The organism is Methylopila sp. Yamaguchi, assembly GCF_002897035.1.
Lineage (GTDB): Bacteria > Pseudomonadota > Alphaproteobacteria > Rhizobiales > Methylopilaceae > Methylopila.
Window position 1 is genome coordinate 355,273 of sequence record NZ_BAUX01000001.1, and the last position, 20,993, is coordinate 376,265.

The window sequence follows — 20,993 nt, forward strand, 5'->3', positions numbered from 1 at the left end:
GTAATTCCTCAGATGCGCGACCTTTTTGCGAAGCAGGCCTCAAAGCCAAAAACGCAAAAAAGCCCGTCAGCATCTTGCTGCGGGCGACTGTGCCGAGTTCTGTTTAAGTGCGTGGCTTGCGTCTACATGGGCAGCACTGCCCGACGCATGCCATTAGAGTGAGGCTGGCATAAACGACAGTCAAGCACAATTTTTGATCTGATGGCGCACGCTTTTTACTCGCCTTCAGCGGGCAGGCGGTCCGATCGCCGCTTGACAACCCGTCTCGGCGGATGGAGCCTGAACATCAGGCGCTGGGCAAAGATGCCCGTTCGAGCGTCACGCATTTCGAGACACATCACGGCGCGGGACATCACCGCGCCTGGCAGCGACGCCCTCAAGCCTCACGGCTCGAGGGCTTTTTTGTTTGGCGATCCGATGACGACCTGCACCTTCCGCATCGGCCTGATGTTTTCCTCGACCGGGCCCTACAGCTCAGTCGCGGAGCCCATGCTGAACGGCGCACTGCTCGCCGTGTCGGAAGTCAACGCGTCGGGGCGGGTTCGTCTCGAGCCCGTCGTGGTAAACCCCGGCGGCGACCTTGCCCGCTACGCTCCCCTCAGCTCCCAACTGTTGTCGAGCGGGGTCCGACAGGTCGTCGGCTGCTACACCTCCTCAAGCCGGAAGGAAGTCATCCCGGTCTTCGAGAAGCACGACGCGATGCTCTGGTATCCCTCGCACTACGAAGGGTTCGAGAGCTCCGACAACGTCGTCTACACGGGGGCCGCGCCCAACCAGCACATCCTTCCCCTCATCGATTACCTGATGTCGTCTTACGGCGACCGCGCCTTCTGCGTCGGCTCCAACTACATCTGGGCCTGGGAGAACAACCGGATCCTGCGCGAGGTCGTGGTGGCGCGCGGCGGCTCGGTGGTCGCCGAGCGCTATCTCCCGGTGGGAGAGACCGACTTCGACAAGACCATTGAGGCGATCCTGTTGGCGCGGCCAAGTTTTGTGTTCTCGTCGCTGATCGGCGTCAGCGGATACGGCTTTATCCGACGTCTGCGCGAGATTTGTGTGGCCCGCGGCATAGACCAGCCGGCGAATCTCCCTGTCGCGAGCTGCAATCTGAACGAACCCGACCTGATCGACATCGGAGGCGATGCGATGGATGGCCATATCAGTTCAAGCGTCTACTTCTCGTCTCTCGCAACGCCCGAGAACGACGCCTTCGTGGCGAACTACGCCGCAGCCTATCCTCACAAACCCGCCACGTCCGCAGATGCGGAAGCGTCCTACATCGCGGTCAAGCTGCTCGCCGCGGCGCTCGCCGAGGCCGGCGTCGACGAGATCGTGCCGGTCCGCCGCGCGCTCGCCTGCCAGCGACTGAAAGCGCCCCAGGGCGAAGTCGCCGTCGACGCCGACACCATGCACCTTCATCTCACGCCGCGGATCGGCCGATCCCAGTCCGACGCGACCTTCGTGGTGATCCGGCAGGAGCCGGTGGCCGTCCGGCCCGACCCCTATCTCGTGCGCTTCTCCGCGACGGACCCCTGGTCGTCATCGACGGCGCAGCTTCGGGTGGTGAGCTGATGACCGAGGTTCATCTCCAGAATTTTCGAGGCATGCGCGCCGTGATCTTCGCGGCGGGCGAAGGCGGCATCGACACCTTGGCCTCGGTGCTCACGAAACTTGGTCTTGCTGTCGAGAGACCCGCGGCGCTCGACGGGCCCGTGGTCGACATGGCGGCGTTCAGTTCGGGACGCGACGTGCTGTTTATCGACGGCGATCTCGAAGGCGTGCTCTCGTCCGCGGCGTTTTCGAACGGCCTGCCGCCCGCGGCGGTGATCGGTCTCGTGGGCGTGGAGGCGCCGAGCCGGCTGAAGGGGCTGATGCACCAGGGCGCGACCGCGTTCCTGCGGAAGCCGGTTTATGCGGGAGCGGTCTACACGACGCTCTTCCTCGGCGTGAACCAGCACCTGCAACGGAAGGCGATCGTCGATCAGCTCGCCGAGCACCAGGATCGTCGCCGGCGACGGCGGCTCGTCATCAAGACCATCGTCCGGATCATGGAGCGCCACGGAGTCGACGACGACGAGGCCTACTCCATCCTGCGGCGCGACAGCATGCGTGGCAGGATCAGCCTCGAAGACTACTGCGAACAGTATCTCGCCTGCCGGTCAGAGCCGACCGGATCCACCGACGACGAAGCCGCCGACTTCACGCTCATCCGGCGCTGACCTGATCTCTCGACGACGCAGTCGACCGCCGCCCCGCACGTCGGGCGGCGAGCCGCCTCGCGCTTCCCCGGACGCCGGCTGCCATCGACGCCAGCCCGTCCTCCCCAGGAGAACGGCACAATGAACTGGCTCGACACGTCGATCATGGCGGCGCGCGGCGAAGCGAAGGGGCGCCCCGGGCGGACCTTCTCGATCACAGAAGAGTCTCAGGGCAAGTATCACTACGTTTACGGCCCCTACGCAGAGCCGAAGCTCCGGGTCGATCCCGGAGCGGTGGTTTCGGCCGAGACCCACGACGCGATGGAAGGGCAGATCAAAACCGAGAGCGACAGCCCGAGCGAGATCCTGAACTTCCCGTTCCTCAATCCGCAGAACGGGCCGATCTACGTCAACGGCGCCGAAAAGGGCGATTGCCTCGCGGTCTATATTCACAAGATCGTCCCGCGCGGTCCCCAGCCGGTCGGCACGACCTGCATCATGCCGGAGTTCGGCGGCCTCGTGGGCACGGGCGACACCGCGATCCTCAATCCGCCGCTGCCCGAGATCGTCAAGAAGCTCGAGGTGACGCCCGAAAAGGGCGTGGTCTGGAACGACAAGATCACGCTGCCCTATGAGCCCTTCATCGGCACGATCGGGACCTCGCCCGAAATCGAGGCGATCTCCTCGCTCGTCCCCGACTACTACGGCGGCAACATGGACCTCCCGGACGTCGGCCCGGGCGCCGTGATCTACCTGCCGGTGCATGCGCCCGGCGGTCTGCTCTATCTCGGCGACTGCCACGCCACCCAGGGCGACGGCGAGCTCTGCGGCTTCGCGATCGAGCATCCGACGGTCACGACGATCCAGATCGACCTGATCAAGAACTGGACCTTCCGCTGGCCGCGGCTCGAGACGAAGGACCTCATCATGACGATCGGCTCCGGCCGTCCGATGGAGGACGCCGCACGCATCGCCTATCGCGAACTCGTTCGCTGGATGGCGGCTGATTACGGCTACGACGAACTCGAGGCTTACATGCTGCTGACCCAGGCCGGAAAGCTCAGGGTCGGGAACATGGTCGACCCGAAATACACGCTCGGCGCCTCGATCTCCAAGACGCTGCTGATCTGACGGAGCCTCCCCCGTCGCTCCGGCCAGGCAAGGACGCGACCGGGTTCTTCGGCGTCCTTGGCGCCGGTGAAAGACTGAGCCTCGGGGTGGCGTGCGCGTAACGCCGCTTCGTGCTTCGAAGCGGAACGTCCCGAGATCCCCAGCAGGCGCCTTGGACTGCTGGGAACTTATGAGCTGCGGCTTGCCGGCCTTCGCAAAGCAGGAAGGCTCGCTCTCAAGCGCCAACGCCCGCCGGCGGAAGACCCGTTACGCCCTCGTCGGCGAGAAGGCCTCGATGGGGATTGTGGGCGCTCGGTCAGCGAGCAGGTCCGCCACCACCTCTCCGGTCCTCGCGCCCGAGGCCAGGCCGATGTGCCCATGGCCGAAGGCGTAGACGACGTCGCGCGAGCGGCTCGCGCGGCCGATCACCGGCAAGGAGTCCGGCATGCTGGGCCGGAAGCCCATCCACTGGGTAAGGCGTTCTTCCGGATAGTCGCGCCTCAACCCCGGAAAAAGCCGCTGGCCGAGATTGAGCAGGATCCGGGCGCGACGCCAGTCGGGCTTCGCGGCGAGTCCGGCGAACTCCACGGTGCCGGCCAGGCGAAGGCCCGTCTCCATCGACGTGGCGACGAACTTGCCGGTCGCGTCGAGGATCGATGAGCGCGGCGCGATCTCCGGATCCTTGATGACGATGTGATAGCCGCGCTCCGTGTCGAGGGGCACGTCGTCGCCGAGTTGCTTCGCGAGCGGCTTGGACCACGCGCCGGCCGCGACCACCGCACGGTCAGCCTCCAGGCGGCCGCCAGCCGTGCGCACCGCCTGCAGTCGGTCTCCCTCAAGATCGAACCCGACCGCACGCGTGCGCTCGATCGTGCCGCCGTCGCGAACGAACGCCTCGGCGAGCCGGGAGATCAGACGGTTGGGGTTCACCGTATGCCCGTTGTCGGGCACGAAGACGCCAATGCGGTACTCGCGGGAGAGGCTGGGCTCCTGCTGCCAGAGAGCGTCGCGGGTCAGCACCTCGAAAGCGATCCCGTTGTCGCGCCGCAGGCGCCAGCCGAGAGCGTCGCCGTCAAAATCCTCCTGGGAGCGGTAGACGACCAGATGACCCTGGCGCCTCAACAGCGCTTCCGCGCCGGCGTTCGTCACCAGCGGCCGATAGGACCCATAGCTGTCGCGCAACAGGCCGGCGAGCGCGGCGGCTTGGGCCGCGACACGATCGGGGGAGCCTGCCTTGAGGAAACGGTAGATCCACGGCGCGACCTTCGGCGCGTAAGCCCAGCGGATCGACAGCGGTCCAAGCGGGTCGAGCAGCCAGCCGGGAATCTTGGACAAGTTGCCCGGCATCGACATCGGCACGACCGAGGAGGCGTTGAGGCAGCCGGCGTTGCCGAAGCTCGCGCCCTCGGCGATGCCTCCCGGCTCGATCAGCGTGACCTCATGGCCGTCTCTCAGCGCGAAGCTTGCGGACGCCACCCCGACGGCGCCGCCGCCGATGACCACGACCTTCATGATTGCTCTCCTTCGATGCGGCCGCTCATGCCGGCGCCGCCGCGGAGCGCAGCGCGTCGAAGCGGCCGCCCGCGTAGAGCAGCGGGCGGGCTTCGTCGCCGCCCATCGTCATGTCCACGACGGTCGCGATGAAGAGGGTGTGGCTCTCGACAGGCATGGCCTCGGCGATCGCGCAATCGAAGCTCGCGAGGGCGCCTGCGAGCGCCGGCGCGCCCGTCGTCAGCGGTCGCCACGCGGTCTCGACGAAGCGCCGGTGACGGTGCTCCGAGGCGCTGAAGAGCCGCGCGGTGTCGACGTCGTCTTCGGCGAGCAGGTTCACGCAGAACACTCCGGCGCGGCCGATCACGTCGTGGCAGGAGACCTGGCGGTTCACGCAGATCAGCAGCGTCGGCCGTGGTTCGGCCGCCACCGAGGTCACGGCCGTCGCCGCGAAGCCGTGCGGAACGCCGCCTTCTATCGTTGTGATGACGGACACGCCCGAGGCGAGCCGCCGCATGCCGCGTTTGAACTCTGAGGGATCGGTCATCGAAGGCTCCTGTGCCGCAGCCGCTCCGTCGGCAAACGCCGTGCCATCGCAGCCCTCCGCCGCCGCTGAAGCGTGGGAGCGCGCTTCGTCTCGACGCTGAGGCGAGCGCTGTCGCTGATCTGAGACGTCGCGCGGTTGGGCCGCGCTCGTTCCGCTTCATCCCCGGCGCGGCCTTGGAGCACGCGCGGCCGGTCCCTCAGGAAAAGCAACGGGTTGGACCGCGTCGGAGGGGACGCCGCGGTCCCGCTGGCATGGCTCTTGCGGCCGGCGGTCGGACCACCTCCTAAGCAATGAGGCGCCGCCTTGAAGCTCTCACTGTTCATGATGCCGATGCACGCGATGAACCGGGACTATCCGGAAACGCTCGATGAAGACATCGAGGCCTTCAAGCTCGCCGATGAACTCGGCTTCGAGGAGGGCTGGATCGGCGAGCATTACTCGTCAGAGATCGAGCAGATCTCTTCGCCGCTCATCTTTCTTGCGCATATCGCTGCGCAGACGAAGAACATGAAGCTCGGCACGGGCGTGGTCTCGCTTCCAATCTATCATCCCGCGCAACTCTCGTCCCATGTCGCCCTGCTCGACCATCTGACGAAGGGCCGGCTGATCCTTGGCGTTGGGACCGGCGGCCTCGGGTCGGACTTCGAGATCTTCGATCTCGTGAAGGCCGACCGCACTGCGATGATGCTGGACTCGCTCTCCATCATGAAACGGATCTGGGCGTCCGACCCGCCCTACGACGTCCAGGGCACGTTCTGGAAGGTTCAGCTCAAGGATATGCTCTGGCCGGATCTCGGCGTCGGGCCGCTTCCGAAGACGCTGCAGAAGCCGCACCCGAAGCTCGCCGTCTCCGTCAGCAGTCCGAACTCCGGATCGATCCGGGTGGCGGCTCGGGAGGACCTGATGCCGATCTCGGCGAACTTCGTCGCCTCCTGGGTCGTGAAGACCCACTGGGACACCTACTGCGACGAGATGGCCAAGCTCGGCAAGACGCCGGACGGCGCAGACTGGCGGGTGGCGCGCAGCATCTTCGTCGCGCCGACCGACGCGGAGGCTGAAGCTTACGTCAAGACGCCGGGCGGAGCCTATGACTGGTACTACGACTACATGTTCCAGGTTTACGCCCGCATGGGCTCGGCGGCCCTGCTCGCGCCCTTCGTCGACACGCCGCCGGAGACGATCACCCATGAATTGGTTCGGGACAACTTCGTGATCTACGGAAGCCCGGAGACCGTCGCGGGCAAGATCTTGGCGCTGCGCGAAGAGGTCGGACCGTTCGAAACTCTGATGATGACGTCGCATGACTGGAGCGACAAAGCCGTGATGCGGCGCTCGATGGAGCTCCTCGCCAGGGAGGTCATGCCGCGGGTGAATGCGACGCTCGAGGCGGAGCCCGTCGAACTGAAGCGCGCCGCGGGGGCCTGAGCATGCTGAGCACGGATACGGGTCTGCTCCAGCCGGGCAAGCTCTGGGTCAACTGGTTCGGCGAGCAGTATTTCGTGCCCGCCTACACCGCGCGGCCGCGGTCGGAGGAGGACGTCCGCGCGATCGTGCTCGCCGCGCGCAAGCTCGGCCTGCCCATCCGCGCGAGCGGCGCCGGGCACTCCAATCCGGCCGTCGTGCCGACGCCGGGCGTCCATGTCGACTTCGACGCCTTCAACCAGGTCGTCGCCGTGGACCGGGACAAGCTCCAAGTCACGGTCCAGCCGGGCATCCGCGTCGGGGACTTGAGCCGGTACCTCCGCACGGTCGGCATGTCGCTCAACAATCAGGGCGACATCGACACGCAGAGCGTGACCGGCGCGATCATGACCGCGACGCACGGGGCGGGAGTCACCTTGCCCTGCATGTCCATGCAGATGATCGCCGCGCGGATCGTCACGGCGGACGGCGAGTTCCTCGATCTGTCCCAGGAAAAGGACGGGGAGTTGTTCAAGGCGTTCCGCGCCTCGATCGGCATGTTCGGGCTGATCGTGTCGCTCACCATCCAGGCCGTCCCGTCCTACAACATCCACAAGCGATCCTGGAACACGGACGTCGAAGACTGCCTCGAGGGTTTGCACCAGCGGCTCGCCGACAACCGGACGTTCTGGTTCTTCTGGCTCCCCCGCAAAGCGTCGGCGGAGCTCTATGTGCTGCCGGGCGGGGTGGTGCCGTCGCAGGCGACGCGGGACCACGACATCTGCCACATGCGCACCTACAACGCCGTGCCCGTGGACGAGCCCGCGCCCGAGCTGCAGCCGGGGGAACAGTTCGGCCACAGCTCGATGATCTTCCCCAACCCCTACATCCCGAACTTCCGGGAAATCGAATACGCCGTGCCGTTCGAACGCTTCGAGGAGGCCTTCGCGGAGGTCCGCGAGCGCTTCATCGCGAAGTATCCGCAGGCGATCTACCCGGTGGAGTGCCGCCCGGTGAAGGCCGACGACAGCTATCTCAGCGCCTACGCGGACCGCGCCGGCTACGCGCTGTCGATCTCCGGGCCGCTGGAGCACTGGAGCTGGGGCATGCTCAAGGAGATGGACGAAATCCTCGACCGGTACGATGCCCGTCCGCACTGGGGCAAGCATCACTTCATGTCCCCGCAGCGGCTCGAGCGGCTCTACCCGCGCTACGACGCCTTCAAGAAGATCCGTCGCGAGATCGACCCCGACGGCATGTTCCTGAACGACCACCTCCGGGCTCTCTTCGCCTGATCAGGGCCGTCGCTTGAACGACGACGCGCGCCCGAACCGACTGGAACAATCATGACCATGAGCCTCAGCGTCGCGGCGGCCGAGCCCGCCGGCGTCCCGACAAAGCAGTTGATCATCGACGGCAAGCATGTGGACGCGCAGGCCGGCCGCACCTTCGAGACCCGCAACCCAGCGACCGGCGAACTTCTCGCGGACGTCGCCGAGGGCGACGCGGCGGACATCGAGATCGCCGTCGCCGCCGCGCGCCGCGCCTTCGAGGGCCCGTGGAGCCGCTTCACGCCCTTCCAGCGGCAGGAGTGCCTGCTGAAGTTCGCCGACCTCGTAGACAAGCATTTCGAGGAGCTGACGCGCACCGACGTGCTCGACATGGGCGCGCCGATCACCTTCGCGCGCGCGCGCAAGACCCGCGCTCTCGGCATGATCCGGTTCTACGCCGGCATGTGCACCACCATCCACGGCGAGACGCTGCCAAACTCGTTCCCCGGCGAAGTCTTCAGCTACACGCTGAAGGAGCCGATCGGCGTGGTGGGCGCGATCACGCCCTGGAACGCGCCGCTGACCTCGACGATCTGGAAGCTCGGCCCGGTTCTCGCGACCGGCTGCACGATGGTGCTGAAGCCGGCGGAGGACGCGCCGCTGACGGCGCTGCGGCTGGGCGAGCTGCTGCTGGAGGCCGGCGTGCCCTCAGGCGTCGTCAACGTGGTCCCCGGCTTCGGCCACACGGCAGGCGCGGCGCTGGCGGCGCATATGGACGTCGACAAGGTCGCCTTCACGGGCTCCGACGTCACCGGCCGCAAAATCATCGAAGCCTCCAAGAGCAACATCAAGCGCGTGACGCTGGAGCTCGGCGGCAAGTCGCCGGACGTGATCTTCGCGGATTGCGACATGGAGGCGGCGGTCGCCGGCGCCGGCATGGGCGTCTTCGCCAACACCGGCCAGATCTGCTGCGCCGGCACGCGGCTGCTGATCGAACGCCCGATCTACGAGGAGTTCGTCGCGCGCGTCTCGGCCTACGCCAAGTCCCTCAAGGTCGGCGACGGAATGGACCCTGCGACGCAGATTGGCCCGGTGGTCAACGCAAAGCAGCTCGACCGCGTGACCGACTACATCGGCATCGGCCTTGAAGAAGGCGCCGTGGCGTCCGCCGGCGGGGCGCGTCTGACGGAGGGCAAACTCAAGGACGGTTTCTTCGTCGAGCCCACGGTGCTCTCCGGCGTCCACAATGACATGCGGGTGGCGCAGGAGGAGATCTTCGGTCCGGTCGCCTCCGCGATCCCCTTCGACACGATCGAGGAGGCGGCCCGGATCTCGAACGCCACGCCCTTCGGTCTCGGCGGCGGCGTATGGACGCAGAATGTCGCGACGGCGCACCGCATGGCGAAGTCCATTCGCTCCGGCACCGTCTGGGTCAACACCTATGGCGGCTTGGATCCGGTGGTCCCGTTCGGTGGCTACAAGGCGAGCGGGTACGGCCGGGAGTCCGGCCTCCACCATGTGGACGAATACCTCCAGACAAAGTCAGTGGTGATGAAGCTCGCCTAAGGCGACCTGGCGCAGCTGCTCAACTTGACGGCGCCGACAGGCGGAGCCCAAAATAGTCGCATCTCAGCGCTATGAGGGCTCCGATGGCTGACACGCTTGGCTATGCCGCGTCGCGCGCGGTCCGGACCGCCGCTTCGGCCGCCGTCGCCCTGCCTGCGGACAGCTATGACGTCGCCGCCTCATGGCGGCGCTGCGTCGACCGTTACCGCCTCGACCCGCTTTCGGGCCAGCCGGTGACGACGCTAACAGGACCCGAGCTGACGCAGCACCGTGAACCCTTCGAGGAAGTGCTGGCGATCGTCGAGGAGGAGATCTACCAGGTCGCCGAGCCGCTCTCGGCGGCGAGCTTCAGCGTCAGCTTCGCCGACATGGTGGGGCTCATCCTCTACTATCGGTCGGACCGCTCCCTCGGAAACTACCACGAGGTCGAGCGGGCGGGGACCCTGTGGGCTGAGGGCGTCGCGGGGACCAACGGCGTCGGCACCTGCGTCGTCGAACGTCGCCCGGTCCAGGTCTTCAAGGATCAGCATTTCTTTCGCCACTTTGCCCATCTCTCCTGCTGCGCCGCGCCGGTGATGGCGCCCGACGGCGAGATGATGGGTGTGCTGAACTTCACCACCGGAAACCCGGATGTCTCGGAAGGCGCGTTCCGGCTTGCCTGCGGGTTGGTGTCGAAAGTAGCCGAGCGTCTCGGCAACCAGCTGTTCCGGCGGCAGTTTCGCAGCAACGCGTTGCTGGCGTCGTTTGGGGCCTCGGGGTCTCTGCTGCTCGCCGTCGACGACGAGCACAACCTCGTCGGCGCGAACGCCTCGGCGCGGCGCTGGCTTCAACTCTCCGAGGGCGCGCTCCGGCCGCGGAAGCTTTGGGATCTCTTCGACGGCGACGGGGCCGCCTTGGCGGGCGAGGCCGGCCGCATCCGTCTTCGGCGCAACGACGAGGAGACCGAGTTCAGCTTCCAGGGGCGGCGGCCCGGCGCGGCCGTGGCGAGGGCGGCGACGCCGAAACCTACGAAGCCGTTCAAGCGGCCCGAGCCGGCCGATGTCGCCGTGGAACCGACCGTCGAGGCATGCCTTGGCGCCGACCCGCGCATGGCCGGCCAGCTCCGCCTTCTGCGGCGGGTCGTCGGCAGTCGTTTGCCCATCTTGGTCTTAGGCGAGACAGGCGTCGGCAAGGACACGCTCGCCCGCGCCCTGCACCGCGAGGGCGACCGGCGGGACAAGCCCTTCGTCGCCTTCAACTGCGCCGCGGTTCCGGAGAGCCTGATCGACAGCGAACTGTTCGGCTACGGCTCCGGCGCCTTCACGGGCGCGCGGCGCGAGGGCAATCCCGGCCGCCTCGTGGACGCCGACGGCGGCACGCTGTTTCTCGACGAGATCGGAGACATGCCGCTTGCGCTCCAGACACGGCTTCTCAGGGTTCTGGAGACGGGCGAGGTCACGCCGCTCGGCTCCGGCAAGCCGAGACAGATCGACCTGCAGGTGATCGCCGCAACCAACCACGACGTGAAGAGCCGGATCGCCGAAGGCGCGTTCCGGGCCGACCTCTATCACCGCCTTGCGGCGGTCGTGGTGACGCTCCCCCCGCTGCGCGAGCGCACGGACGCCGCGGCGCTCATACGCAGGCTCTTCGCGCTGGCGCGCGCCGACCGCCCGCTCGACCTCTCGTGCGAGGCTCTGACTGCGCTCCTGGCTCATCCCTGGCCCGGCAACGTACGCGAGTTGCGCTACGTGCTCCAGCGCGCCGCGCTTGTGGCGGAGGGCCCCGAGGTGACGGTGGACGATCTGATGCTCGACGCCGCCGTCGGATGCGCTCAGCCAGCCTCTCCCGGCAGCGAGACCCCCGACACAGCCCGCGGGGCCGTGGCGCTCGCCGAGCGGCGGGTCATCGAAGAGGCGCTCGTGGCGCATGACGGCGACGTCACGCGGTCCGCGCGCGCGTTGAAGATCAGCCGGGCGACCCTCTACCGAAAGCTCCGGCAGCACCAGCTCGAGGTCCCTGGGCGTCAGCGTTGAACGCTCATCAGGCGATCTCGGTGTCGCACCCGCGAGACTCCTCGTCCGATCCTGAAACGTCGGCGGCGGACGCGCTTGCGGGATCCGGCTAGCGAAGCCGCCTCAATCTTCACCGCGCTCAAGATCTGCTCAGCTGCACAGGAGGCGTGGCACGGGGTTTGCGCACGCTCCCAACGTCCACCCTTGAAAGCTGAGAGGCGCCGATGTCAGACAGCATTGCCCAACCGAGGCTCGACCGCCGATCGGTCCTGAAGGCGGGCGCCGCGGGCGCCGCCGTCGCGCTTGCGATGCCCTCCATCATCCGCCCGGCGATGGCGGACGACACGATCGTGCTGCTCACCTGGGAAACCTATCACGACGATCCGTGGCTCGAGGAGTGGGGCCGGGCCAACAACGCCAAGGTCCAGGCGATCCGGATCGGCTCCGAGGACGAACTCTTCCAGCAGCCGTTCTCCGGCGCGGTTCACCCGGACGTCATGTACATCGAGACCGGTTCGCTCGCCCGCTTCAAAGCCGGCGGCCTGATCGTCGATTTCGACGTTTCGCAGGTCCCGAACGCGAAGAACATCACGCCGAAGCTCGACTGGAAGAAGTACGCGAGCATCGACGGCAAGGTGCAGGCTGTTCCTTACAATTGGGGCACCCAGCCGCTGATGTACGACGCCGACGTGGTGAAGGCGACCGATAGCTGGTCCGTCCTCTGGGACCCTGCCTACGAGGGCAAGGTCAACCTGTTCGACGATTGCTCGCTGACCTTCCCGATGATCGCGCTGCATGTCGGGGCCAAAGACCCGTTCAATCTGACCGACGACGAATTCAAGAAGTGCGAAGACGCGCTGCGCTCGCTCCGCAAGCAGATCCGCGTGATCGCGCGCGGCTTCGACGACGCCTCCACCATCTACGCCGCCGGCGACGCCGTCATCGGCTACTGCCAGAACGTCGCCGTGGTGACGTCGCTGCAGCAAAAAGGCAAGAACTTCAAGTACTCGCTGCCGAAGGAAGGCACGCCCACCTGGATCGACTGCGCCGGCGTCTCGGCAAAGGGCAATCGCCCGATCGTCTATAAGTTCCTCAACGACAATCTGACGCCGGAATGGCAATCACGCTTCATCACGAGCTCGACCAACAACGGCGTGCTCAGCGCGGACGTCGCCCGGACCGCGGGCGTGAAGGACGAAACGATCAAGATCACCAACCTGCTCGACGCCGAAGACCCCTCGTTCTGGGAGAAACTTGTCGTCTTCCAGAAGAACGAGGATCTCGATCGGCGGCTCCAGATCTGGAACGACTTCAAGTCCGGCACTCTCTGAAGGCCGGCGGCGGGAGAGCGAGATGAGCCTGGCGGAACCGCCGTTGCTGGCGCTCGATGGGGTCGACAAGACCTACGAGAGCGGGAAGAAACCCGCTCTCGACCGTGTGTCGTTCCAGGTCGCGAGGGGGGAATTCTTCTCCATCCTAGGTCCGAGCGGCTCAGGCAAGACGACGCTGCTGCGGATGATCGCGGGCTTCGAGACCCCCGACAGGGGCCGGGTGGTGATGGACGGCGAGCCCATCACCCACGTGCCGCCGTTCAAGCGCGACGTTCGCACCGTCTTCCAGAGCTACGCCCTGTTCCCGCACCTCACTGTTCGGGGCAACGTCGAATATCCGCTGCGGATGGCCCGTATGGACCGTCCGCAGCGCGCCGCCAAAGCGGTGGACGCGCTCTCTCTGGTCGACATGGCGGACTACGCCGACCGGCTGCCGCATCAGCTGTCCGGCGGCCAGAGGCAGCGCGTAGCGCTCGCGCGCGCGATCGTCTGCCGGCCACGGATTCTCCTGCTCGACGAACCGCTTGGCGCCCTCGACCTGCGGCTCCGCCAGCAGATGCAGCACACGCTGGTTTCGCTGCAGAAGGATCTCGGGATCGCCTTCGTCTACGTGACGCACGACCAGGGCGAGGCGCTGTCTATGTCCAACCGGGTCGCCGTGATGAAGGAGGGCAGGATCGCCCAACTCGGCACGCCGGAAGAGCTCTATTTCGAGCCGGCCTCCGAGTTCGTCGCCCAGTTCGTCGGTCGCTCCAATCTCATCCCCGTGACCTTCCAGTCGGACGACGACGGTCCGGTCGCGGTGATCGGCGGCTCGCGGTTCCCGCGGTTGAGGTCCCCGAAGGCCGGGCCCGCCCGTCTCGCCCTGCGCTTCGAGGCCATTCGCGTCGCCCCCGTCGCCGCAGGCGCGGGGGACCTCCCAGGGGTGGTGGAGGACGTCCTGTTTCTGGGCACCAACCTCGAGATCAACGTCCGCTGCGAAGGGCTCAACCTCATCGCGAGCGTCCCCGCGGCGCGGACGAACGGGCTGTCACGCGGCCAACCGGTCAGCGTGACGATGGACCTCAGCAACGCGCGGGTCTTCCATGGTTGATCAGTCGGCCGCGGCGACCGGCATGAGCACGCCCGCGCTTCCGCGACCGCGCATCGCGCGCCTCGTCAATCTGCCGGTCTGGGTCTGGCTCGCGGTGATCGTGCTGCTGCCGAACGCGCTGCTGATCGGATGCAGCCTCATGCGCATCTCGAACGGCTTCATCGCGTTCGATCCGTCGCTGGTGAACTACCAACGGCTCTGGGGCTCGTCCGGGTTCTGGACCCTGCTCGGGCGCACCCTGAAGCTCAGCCTCCTCGCGAGCGCGATCGCGGCCCTGATCGCCTATCCCCTCGCCTTTTTCGTCGGCCGGGTCGTCAGGCGCAACAAGGCGCTGATCGTCACTCTCATCCTTGTGCCGCTGTGGATCAGTCTGCTGATGCGCGTTTTCGCGTGGCGGCTGATCCTCGGCCAGTCCGGCCTGCTCAACAGCTTCCTGGTCTCGAGCGGCGTCCTCGACCGGCCGTCCGAGGCGTTTCTCTACACCTCCGTGTCCGTCATCCTGGTCTTCACCTACATCGCCATCCCCTACATCTTCATCGCCACGTTGAACGCTTTCGAGAAGCTGCCCCAGTCGCTGCTCGAAGCCTCGGAGGATTCCGGCGCGTCGAGCCTGCAAACCTTTCTGCACGTGGTCTGGCCGCTCACCCGCCGCAGCCTCGCGATCGGCGTGTCGCTCGCCTTTCTGATCACCGTCGGCGATTTCGTGACCCCCTCGATGATCGGCGGCGTCGACGGAACCACGATCGGCGTTCTGATCTCCTCGCAGTTCGGGATGGCGAACAACTGGCCCTACGGCGCCGCCGTCGCGATCGTGCTCATGCTGTGCTGCGGCGCGATCGTCGGGCTCCTGATGGCGGCCTGTCCGCAGCGCGGGGTGGTGCTGGGCGACGAAGGCCCGCGGCCGCCCTCTCGCGCCGCCTCGCCTCGCGCCCGCTGGCTCAAGATCGCGGGGACGATCGGCGTCGCCGCGGTCGTACTCTTCCTTTACGCCCCGATCGCGCTCATGGCGTTCTTCTCCTTCAACGACAGCAAGATGCAGCTCTTCCCGCTCGCCGGCTTGAGTCTGCGTTGGTACTTCGACCTCCTCGCCAACGCGCCCCTGATCGCTTCCGCCCAGCGCTCGCTGATCGTCGCCGTCTGCGTGATCACGGTCTCCACCACCGTCGGCACGGCGTTTGCGCTGCTGCTGCACTATGGCCGGGTGGCCGGCGCGCGGATCTGCGAATTCGCGATCGCCCTGCCCATCGCCATGCCCGGGGTCGTGCTCGGCATAGTCATGGTGCTTGGCACCGAGATGCTGCGCATCCCGTCCGGCCTCGTTCGCACCGTCGTCGGGCAGTCGAGCTTCGTGCTGCCCGTCACGATGATGCTGGTGCTCGCGCGTCTGCGGCGGCTGGACCCGTCGCTGCTGGAAGCCTCGCTCGATCTCGGCGCGGACAGGCTGCGCAGTTTCGTTTTCGTGCTGCTGCCGCTGATCCGCGGCGCCGTCGCCAGCGGCGCGCTGCTCGGCCTGACGCTGTCCGCCGACGACGTCATGGTCACCCTGTTCCTGGCAGGGCCGTCGCAAACGCTGCCGATCTGGGTGTTCAACCAGATGCGTTTCGGCTTCACCCCGACTGTGAACGCCGTCTTCACCCTGCTCGCCGTCGCCTGCCTGCTGATCGTCGTCGCCGCATCGCGGATCGGCGGCCGGCTGGGCCGCCCAACCGATCCGTCGTGAGCGGCGACCTGCATCAGAGCGGAATGCTGACGCTGCGCGACACGGTGGCGTCCGTAAAATGAGGGACGTCCGACATGACCGCTTCCGTCTCGGCGGATGCGAGCGCCGCGTGCATCGCGGCCTCGTCACGAAACCGGTAGATCCCGACCGAGACGACATCCGGAGCGTCGACGTCGCGGGGAAAGAAGGCGGCTGCGCTCTCCAGGCCGTGCCGCCGCCAGCACGCGAGCGCCAACGCCAGGTGAACATCCACATAATAATCGCGGTCGAAATAGGTGCCGCCGCTGCAGGTCACTATCATCGTCGCCTTCGTCATGGGGCGGCATTTGCAACGACTGGCCTTCGCCCGCAACTGACAGAACTGAACGGTCGTCGTTCAATTGTGAGGGCGGATGCGGAGCTCACCCCGTCGGGAGCTCCGGCGACGATTTGGCATGACTTCTTTGTCCGCCGAGGACGAGCGCGATCACGGGCGCGAGGCGCTTACGGCCGCCCCGAAACGACCGCGAAGTCCGTTTCGAATGGGATCTGAAGCCGGGCGGCGCCGTCAATGCACGTCCGCTTATCCCTTTGCCGCCGCCCTCACGAGCGATCTGACGCCAACCATGCAAATCAACATCGCCTCCGAGACGGACATCGCTTCGGTGGTCTCATTGCTGAACCGTGCTTACAGGGCGACCGGCGGCGAAACAGGGTGGACCACCGAGATCGGGCTGCTTGCAGGGGATCGCATCAGCGAAGCGACGCTCCGCGACGAGATCGCGACGAAGCCGCAGGCGTTCTTGCTGGTCTACAAGAGCGAGGACGAGGTTCTAGGCTGCGTTTGGGTCGAGCCCGGCGCCGATGGGGACGTCTGGTATCTCGGCTTGCTGGCCGTCGATCCGAAGCTGCAGAACAACCAGCTCGGCCGTCGGCTCCTCGGCGCCGCGGAAGACTGGATCAGAGAAAGAGGCGGGCGGGCGATCAAGATGACGGTCATCGACGCGCGCAAAGCCCTGCTCGACTGGTACGAACGGCGCGGTTACGTCCGAACCGGCCAGACGGAGCCCTTCCCGTCGGCTGACACCCGGTTCGGGGTCCCGATCGCGCCAAACCTCCGGTTTGAAGTTTTAGCCAAGGCGCTTTGACTTGAGGCCGCCGCTTCAGCGATCTCGCCGCACGTCTGATCGGACATCCGTCCGTCCGACGTAACTGGACCGTATCGGGCGCCGCAGGCTCTTCTCGTCTCGCGGACGCCGCCCTGCGCACAGGCTTCGGTCGCCGACGGCGCAATCACGGCTGCTGCGTCGTCCTCGCAACATGATCGGTCACCACGCTTATGAAGGCCCGCAGCCGCTGAAGGCGCCGAATGTCCCGGTGGTACCCCATCCAGATGTCCCGTGAGGGCGGCTCCACGGGCAAATCAAGCTTGCGAAGACCGGCTATCTGGCTTCCGACCACCTGCGGCAGGACGGCGACGCCGATGCCCTGGCGGCTCATCCGCCCCTGCACGTTCCGATTGTTCGACCGGAGGAGCGGCTTCGCGTTCGGGAAGCTCTCGGTGAGCCAGGCGATGTCCGGGAACTGCCCGGTCGAGGTGTCGTGGGTGATGAGCCGGAAACCGGCTCCATCTCCATACGCCGGCTCAGGCGAGCCTGCAGCGACGTAGACGCCATAGGGCAGACGGACCAGCCGGCGCTGCACCACGTCGGGGCTGTCGAACGGAACGATCCGGAACGCGATGTCGGCCTCCCGCTGCGCGAGGCTGAAGAGGCGGGTGCCCGTGAGAACTTCCAGATCAACGTGCGGGTAGGCCTTGGCGTAATCGTCGATGATGGGCGGCAGGACGTAGGCGCCGAACCAGTCGGCCGAAGATATGCGCAAAGTCCCCTGGAGATTTTGCTCCTGGCCGGCGAGCCGTCGTTGAATGGTCAGGGCGCTTTCCTCCATCTGCTCCGCCAGAGCGATGACGGCGGTTCCCTCCTCCGTCGGAACGAAACCGTCGGCGGTCCTCTGGAAGAGCGTCTGGCCAGTAGCCTCTTCGAGCGCCCGGAGCCGGCGCCCGACCGTGGGATGGCTCAGATGAAGCGCCCGGGCGGCGGCGCCCAGCGTGCCGGCGCGGGCTATGGCCAGAAAGATCCTGACGTCGCTCCATTCCATCGCACACCCGCCTGACCCACAGAAATGAACAGGGATCGTACGATACTGTCAGTTATCGAACGAATCCATGCGCCTACATGCGCCTCATCCCCGCTGGGCTAGGCGGCGCGCAGGCCGCTGTCGCGTCGGCTTACGCCGCGCCCGGCGCCAGCGCTGAAGGAGAGCATGATGAAAACTTGGCTGATCACGGGATGCTCGTCGGGTCTCGGCCGGCAGCTTGCCGAAGCCGTCGCCGCGCGAGGCGATCGCCTCGTCGCCACCGCCCGTTCGACCGACAGCTCGAAAACGCTGTGCGAACGCTATCCGGAGACGGTGCGAGCGATTTCGGTGGACGTCACCCGCGCCGGCGACGCCGCAAAGGCCGTAGCCCTGGCTGAAAGCGCGTTTGGCGGCCTCGACGTCCTCGTCAACAACGCCGGCTTCGGCTTCATCGGCGCGATCGAAGAGGGCGAGCCCGGCGAATACCGCCCGATGTTCGAAGTGAACCTCTTCGGCCTGATCGAGACGACCCGGGCCGCGCTGCCGGCGCTGCGCAAACGCGCCGGCGCCCGCATCGTCAATCTCTCCTCCGGCGCCGGGATCGCCGGGTCCGCGGGGTTCGGCTTCTACAACGCGAGCAAGTTCGCGGTCGAAGGACTGTCCGAAGCGCTTGCGCAGGAACTTCGTCCGCTCGGCGTGCGCGTGATCATCGTCGAGCCCGGCCCCTTCCGCACCGCGTTTCTCGGTCGGTCGATGGTCACCGCGGCGCGGGAGATCTCCGCCTACGCCGAGACGGTGCCGGCGAGACGCCAGTACCGTCAGACCAATGACGGCCGGCAGGCGGGCGACCCGGCGAAAGCCGTCGCCGTGATGCTCCAGGCGGTCGATGCGGAACAGCCGCCGCTGCACCTGCCGATCGGGCCGCGCGCCCATGCGATCGCGGAGCAGAAGCTGGACTCCTTCCGCGCCGACCTCGCCGCCTGGCGCGACGTCTCCATCGCCACCGACTTCGACGCGCGCAGCCAAATCGGCCCGAACTGATCGGCGGCGGCGAAGCTGAGGTTCAAGAACGGAAATAGGCACATGAGCGCGACGACATGTAACGCCGCGGCCCCCACGGCCGCTCTGGTCCCGAACGGCGACGCCCTGCTTGAGCCGCGGCGCTGGACGATGTTCGTGATCCTGCTGGTCGGCGCGTTTCTGCCGCCGCTCGACTTCTTCATCGTCAATGTGGCGCTCCCCTCGATCCGGGGGGACCTGGGCGCCTCCTCCTCCGCCGAGCAGCTCGTCATTTCCTCCTACGCCGCGCTCTACGCCGTGACGCTCACGACCGGCGGGCGGCTCGGCGATCTGTTCGGTCGCGGCCGCGTGTTCTTTCTCGGCCTGATCGGCTTCGCCGCCGCCTCGACGCTGTGCGGCTTCGCCTGGTCGCCCTGGGCGCTGGTCGCCGGGCGGGTGCTGCAGGGCGTCACCGCCGCCGTGATGGCGCCCCAGGCGCTCGCTTCGGTGCAGGCGATTTTCCCGGAGAGGGAGAAGCCGCTCGCCCTCGGCATCTATGGCGCGATCTTCGGTCTGGCCGCGGTGATCGGGCAGGCCTTGGGCGGCGTGCTGATCGCGTTGGATCTTCTGGGGCTTGGGTGGCGGGCGATCTTCCTGATCAACCTGCCGGTCGCGGCGCTCGTCCTGCTGTTCGGCGTGCCCCTGCTGAAAGAGACGCGCGCCCGCGACGCGCGCCGGCTCGATCCCGGCGGCATGGCGCTGTCGATGCTGGCCCTCGGCGCGCTGCTCGTGCCGCTGATCGAGGGGCGTGAGGCGGGCTGGCCTCTCTGGTCCTGGCTGTCGCTGGCCGGCGCCCCGCTGCTGGCGTGGCTCTTCTGGCGTTATGAGACCCGGCTGGCGCGCTCGGGCGGCGCGCCCCTGCTCGACCCGGACGCCTTGCGGGCGCCGGGATTGGGACGCGCGCTGCTGATCGCGCTGCTGTTCTATTCGATCGGCGGCTTTTTCCAGCTGCTCTCCGTCTACCTGCAGGAGGCGCTACGTGTGACGGCGCTGGAGGCGGGCCTCGTCTTCCTGCCGTTCGGCGCCGGTTTCTTGCTCGGGCCGCTGTCGACGCCTTTCCTCCGACGGGTCTGCGGCGCCTATGTCAATCCGATCGGCATGGGGCTGGAGGTCGCCGGGTTCCTGGGTCTCGCCGGGCTCCTTGCGGCCACGCTGAGCGGCGCGCATCCGGCGCCGACGCCGCTCGCCGTCATCCTGTTCGTCATCGGTTTTGGGCAAGGGCTCGCGCTGCCGACCCTGATGCGGATGGTGACCGGCCGGGTCGCGCCGGCGTTTTCCGGCATGATCGCCGGCATCGCGAGCTCGACGCTGCAGGTCAGCACCGCGCTCAGCGTCGCCGTGATCGGCGGGATCTTCTACGAGGTGCTGGGGGCGCGATCCGATCCGGCCGCCATCACGCGGGCGCTCATCGTGGCGGTCCTGTGCATCGCCCTCTGTCTCGCCGCAGGCGTGGCTCTGAGCGTCGCCCTCGTTCGGCGGGCTCCTCCTTCGCACGGCGAGGGGGCAGGGGCGGTTTTGAGATCTCCTCCACGCCGCGCGCCTAGGGGCCCTTCCCGGACGTGAGATGCTCCACACGGTCCTGCCGGCCGAGCAGAGGCGAAGGCCTTCATCGACACCCTCGGTCCATCGCGGCGGCGACGCCGTCAGCGGCTGGCTGAAGAGCGGCAACCCGACGGCAGCGAGCTCACGGCCGGGCTCCGAAGTTGACCGGCGCGTCGATCCCAACGCCTTTGGCCGTGAGCCGGATTATCAGGCTCTCGAAAACCTCCGGCGCGCCGCGCTGCTCTTCAATGGCGCATGCGAAAACCGCGGACATGACGAGGTCGAGCGTACGGCTGGCCGGTCCGCATTTGACCGCGTTGGTCACGGTGATGGCAACGTTGACCGTCGTCGCGAGGTCGCCGCGCGCCGCCTTTCCCAGTGCTTCGTCCCGGTCGGCGTCACGCTCATCAGGAGCATGCGGGATCTCGCGGGCGAGCTTGGTGTCGCCGAGCGGCGGCGCCTCGCGTCGCCACAGCGACAGCAGCTCGTCTTCCCGGTCGATCCAGATGTTCTCGGGCTCCTTCAGCTCGACCGACCGCCAGCGGCGCACAGCGA

The 20,993-nt window shown here is 67.1% G+C and carries 18 protein-coding genes; 13 read left to right on the plus strand and 5 right to left on the minus strand.

Annotated elements, in window-relative coordinates:
• The first annotated feature begins 417 nt into the window (after nt 1–417).
• The 3 genes from METY_RS01665 to METY_RS01675 all read left to right on the plus strand — a co-directional run bounded on the left by METY_RS01665 (nt 418) and on the right by METY_RS01675 (nt 3,329).
• The gene (locus METY_RS01665; RefSeq protein WP_103119649.1) at nt 418–1,572 is read left to right on the plus strand and encodes a transporter substrate-binding domain-containing protein; all 1,155 of its coding nucleotides are present in this window, start codon (nt 418–420) and stop codon (nt 1,570–1,572) included.
• Entirely contained in the window at nt 1,572–2,219 is a 648-nt protein-coding gene (locus tag METY_RS01670) for an ANTAR domain-containing response regulator (protein ID WP_103119650.1), read from the plus strand. The genes METY_RS01665 and METY_RS01670 overlap by 1 nt, the downstream gene beginning before the upstream one ends.
• A gap of 120 nt (nt 2,220–2,339) precedes the next feature.
• Nucleotides 2,340–3,329: an acetamidase/formamidase family protein gene (locus METY_RS01675; RefSeq protein ID WP_103119651.1), complete on the plus strand. Its 990-nt coding sequence runs from the start codon at nt 2,340–2,342 to the stop codon at nt 3,327–3,329.
• A gap of 246 nt (nt 3,330–3,575) precedes the next feature.
• Here the strand turns inward: METY_RS01675 and METY_RS01680 are convergent, their stop codons facing one another.
• Nucleotides 3,576–4,820, minus strand: a complete 1,245-nt coding sequence (locus METY_RS01680) for an NAD(P)/FAD-dependent oxidoreductase (RefSeq protein ID WP_103119652.1) — start codon at nt 4,818–4,820, stop codon at nt 3,576–3,578.
• 25 nt (nt 4,821–4,845) lie between these two features.
• A complete protein-coding gene (locus METY_RS01685) occupies nt 4,846–5,346 on the minus strand; it encodes a flavin reductase family protein (protein WP_103119653.1) in 501 nt (166 codons plus the stop codon).
• 303 nt (nt 5,347–5,649) lie between these two features.
• Here METY_RS01685 and METY_RS01690 point away from each other — a divergent pair, with 303 nt between their 5' ends.
• The 7 genes from METY_RS01690 (at nt 5,650) to METY_RS01720 (ending at nt 15,719) form a co-directional block, all read left to right on the plus strand.
• A complete protein-coding gene (locus METY_RS01690) occupies nt 5,650–6,771 on the plus strand; it encodes an LLM class flavin-dependent oxidoreductase (protein WP_103119654.1) in 1,122 nt (373 codons plus the stop codon).
• 2 nt (nt 6,772–6,773) lie between these two features.
• The gene (locus METY_RS01695; protein WP_103119655.1) at nt 6,774–8,042 is read left to right on the plus strand and encodes a D-arabinono-1,4-lactone oxidase; all 1,269 of its coding nucleotides are present in this window, start codon (nt 6,774–6,776) and stop codon (nt 8,040–8,042) included.
• Nucleotides 8,043–8,093: 51 nt separating this feature from the next.
• Nucleotides 8,094–9,584: an aldehyde dehydrogenase family protein gene (locus METY_RS01700; protein ID WP_103119656.1), complete on the plus strand. Its 1,491-nt coding sequence runs from the start codon at nt 8,094–8,096 to the stop codon at nt 9,582–9,584.
• A gap of 83 nt (nt 9,585–9,667) precedes the next feature.
• The gene (locus tag METY_RS01705; protein ID WP_160147287.1) at nt 9,668–11,596 is read left to right on the plus strand and encodes a sigma-54-dependent Fis family transcriptional regulator; all 1,929 of its coding nucleotides are present in this window, start codon (nt 9,668–9,670) and stop codon (nt 11,594–11,596) included.
• Between the two features lie 203 nt (nt 11,597–11,799).
• The gene (locus METY_RS01710; RefSeq protein WP_103119658.1) at nt 11,800–12,906 is read left to right on the plus strand and encodes an extracellular solute-binding protein; all 1,107 of its coding nucleotides are present in this window, start codon (nt 11,800–11,802) and stop codon (nt 12,904–12,906) included.
• 22 nt (nt 12,907–12,928) lie between these two features.
• Complete coding sequence (locus tag METY_RS01715) at nt 12,929–13,999, plus strand: ABC transporter ATP-binding protein (protein WP_103119659.1); 1,071 nt, start codon at nt 12,929–12,931, stop codon at nt 13,997–13,999.
• Nucleotides 13,992–15,719, plus strand: coding sequence for an ABC transporter permease (locus METY_RS01720; protein WP_103119660.1), 1,728 nt, complete (start codon nt 13,992–13,994; stop codon nt 15,717–15,719). The genes METY_RS01715 and METY_RS01720 overlap by 8 nt, the downstream gene beginning before the upstream one ends.
• Nucleotides 15,720–15,732: 13 nt before the next feature.
• On the opposite strand, the gene METY_RS01725 is transcribed toward METY_RS01720, so the two are convergent.
• Nucleotides 15,733–16,020: a hypothetical protein gene (locus METY_RS01725; protein WP_103119761.1), complete on the minus strand. Its 288-nt coding sequence runs from the start codon at nt 16,018–16,020 to the stop codon at nt 15,733–15,735.
• Nucleotides 16,021–16,240: 220 nt separating this feature from the next.
• On the opposite strand from METY_RS01725, the gene METY_RS01730 reads away from it, so the two are divergent.
• Nucleotides 16,241–16,846, plus strand: coding sequence for a GNAT family N-acetyltransferase (locus METY_RS01730; RefSeq protein ID WP_160147288.1), 606 nt, complete (start codon nt 16,241–16,243; stop codon nt 16,844–16,846).
• Nucleotides 16,847–16,991: 145 nt separating this feature from the next.
• Here the strand turns inward: METY_RS01730 and METY_RS01735 are convergent, their stop codons facing one another.
• Nucleotides 16,992–17,858: a LysR family transcriptional regulator gene (locus METY_RS01735; protein WP_103119662.1), complete on the minus strand. Its 867-nt coding sequence runs from the start codon at nt 17,856–17,858 to the stop codon at nt 16,992–16,994.
• 168 nt (nt 17,859–18,026) lie between these two features.
• On the opposite strand from METY_RS01735, the gene METY_RS01740 reads away from it, so the two are divergent.
• Nucleotides 18,027–18,878: an oxidoreductase gene (locus METY_RS01740; protein ID WP_103119762.1), complete on the plus strand. Its 852-nt coding sequence runs from the start codon at nt 18,027–18,029 to the stop codon at nt 18,876–18,878.
• 42 nt (nt 18,879–18,920) lie between these two features.
• Nucleotides 18,921–20,459 (plus strand): MFS transporter, encoded by a 1,539-nt coding sequence (locus METY_RS01745; RefSeq protein WP_146035644.1) that lies wholly within the window; start codon nt 18,921–18,923, stop codon nt 20,457–20,459.
• 121 nt (nt 20,460–20,580) lie between these two features.
• Here METY_RS01745 and METY_RS01750 read toward each other — a convergent pair whose 3' ends face one another.
• Entirely contained in the window at nt 20,581–20,988 is a 408-nt protein-coding gene (locus METY_RS01750; RefSeq protein WP_103119663.1) for a hypothetical protein, read from the minus strand.
• Nucleotides 20,989–20,993: the final 5 nt, after the last annotated feature.

Coding starts and splice junctions, on each gene's coding strand:
- METY_RS01665 (WP_103119649.1), top strand. CDS start 418: ATGACGACCTGCACCTTCCGCATCGGCCTGATGTTTTCCTCGACCGGG.
- METY_RS01670 (WP_103119650.1), top strand. CDS start 1,572: ATGACCGAGGTTCATCTCCAGAATTTTCGAGGCATGCGCGCCGTGATC.
- METY_RS01675 (WP_103119651.1), top strand. CDS start 2,340: ATGAACTGGCTCGACACGTCGATCATGGCGGCGCGCGGCGAAGCGAAG.
- METY_RS01680 (WP_103119652.1), bottom strand. CDS start 4,820: ATGAAGGTCGTGGTCATCGGCGGCGGCGCCGTCGGGGTGGCGTCCGCA.
- METY_RS01685 (WP_103119653.1), bottom strand. CDS start 5,346: ATGACCGATCCCTCAGAGTTCAAACGCGGCATGCGGCGGCTCGCCTCG.
- METY_RS01695 (WP_103119655.1), top strand. CDS start 6,774: ATGCTGAGCACGGATACGGGTCTGCTCCAGCCGGGCAAGCTCTGGGTC.
- METY_RS01700 (WP_103119656.1), top strand. CDS start 8,094: ATGACCATGAGCCTCAGCGTCGCGGCGGCCGAGCCCGCCGGCGTCCCG.
- METY_RS01705 (WP_160147287.1), top strand. CDS start 9,668: ATGGCTGACACGCTTGGCTATGCCGCGTCGCGCGCGGTCCGGACCGCC.
- METY_RS01710 (WP_103119658.1), top strand. CDS start 11,800: ATGTCAGACAGCATTGCCCAACCGAGGCTCGACCGCCGATCGGTCCTG.
- METY_RS01715 (WP_103119659.1), top strand. CDS start 12,929: ATGAGCCTGGCGGAACCGCCGTTGCTGGCGCTCGATGGGGTCGACAAG.
- METY_RS01720 (WP_103119660.1), top strand. CDS start 13,992: ATGGTTGATCAGTCGGCCGCGGCGACCGGCATGAGCACGCCCGCGCTT.
- METY_RS01725 (WP_103119761.1), bottom strand. CDS start 16,020: ATGATAGTGACCTGCAGCGGCGGCACCTATTTCGACCGCGATTATTAT.
- METY_RS01730 (WP_160147288.1), top strand. CDS start 16,241: ATGGGATCTGAAGCCGGGCGGCGCCGTCAATGCACGTCCGCTTATCCC.
- METY_RS01735 (WP_103119662.1), bottom strand. CDS start 17,858: ATGGAATGGAGCGACGTCAGGATCTTTCTGGCCATAGCCCGCGCCGGC.
- METY_RS01740 (WP_103119762.1), top strand. CDS start 18,027: ATGAAAACTTGGCTGATCACGGGATGCTCGTCGGGTCTCGGCCGGCAG.
- METY_RS01745 (WP_146035644.1), top strand. CDS start 18,921: ATGAGCGCGACGACATGTAACGCCGCGGCCCCCACGGCCGCTCTGGTC.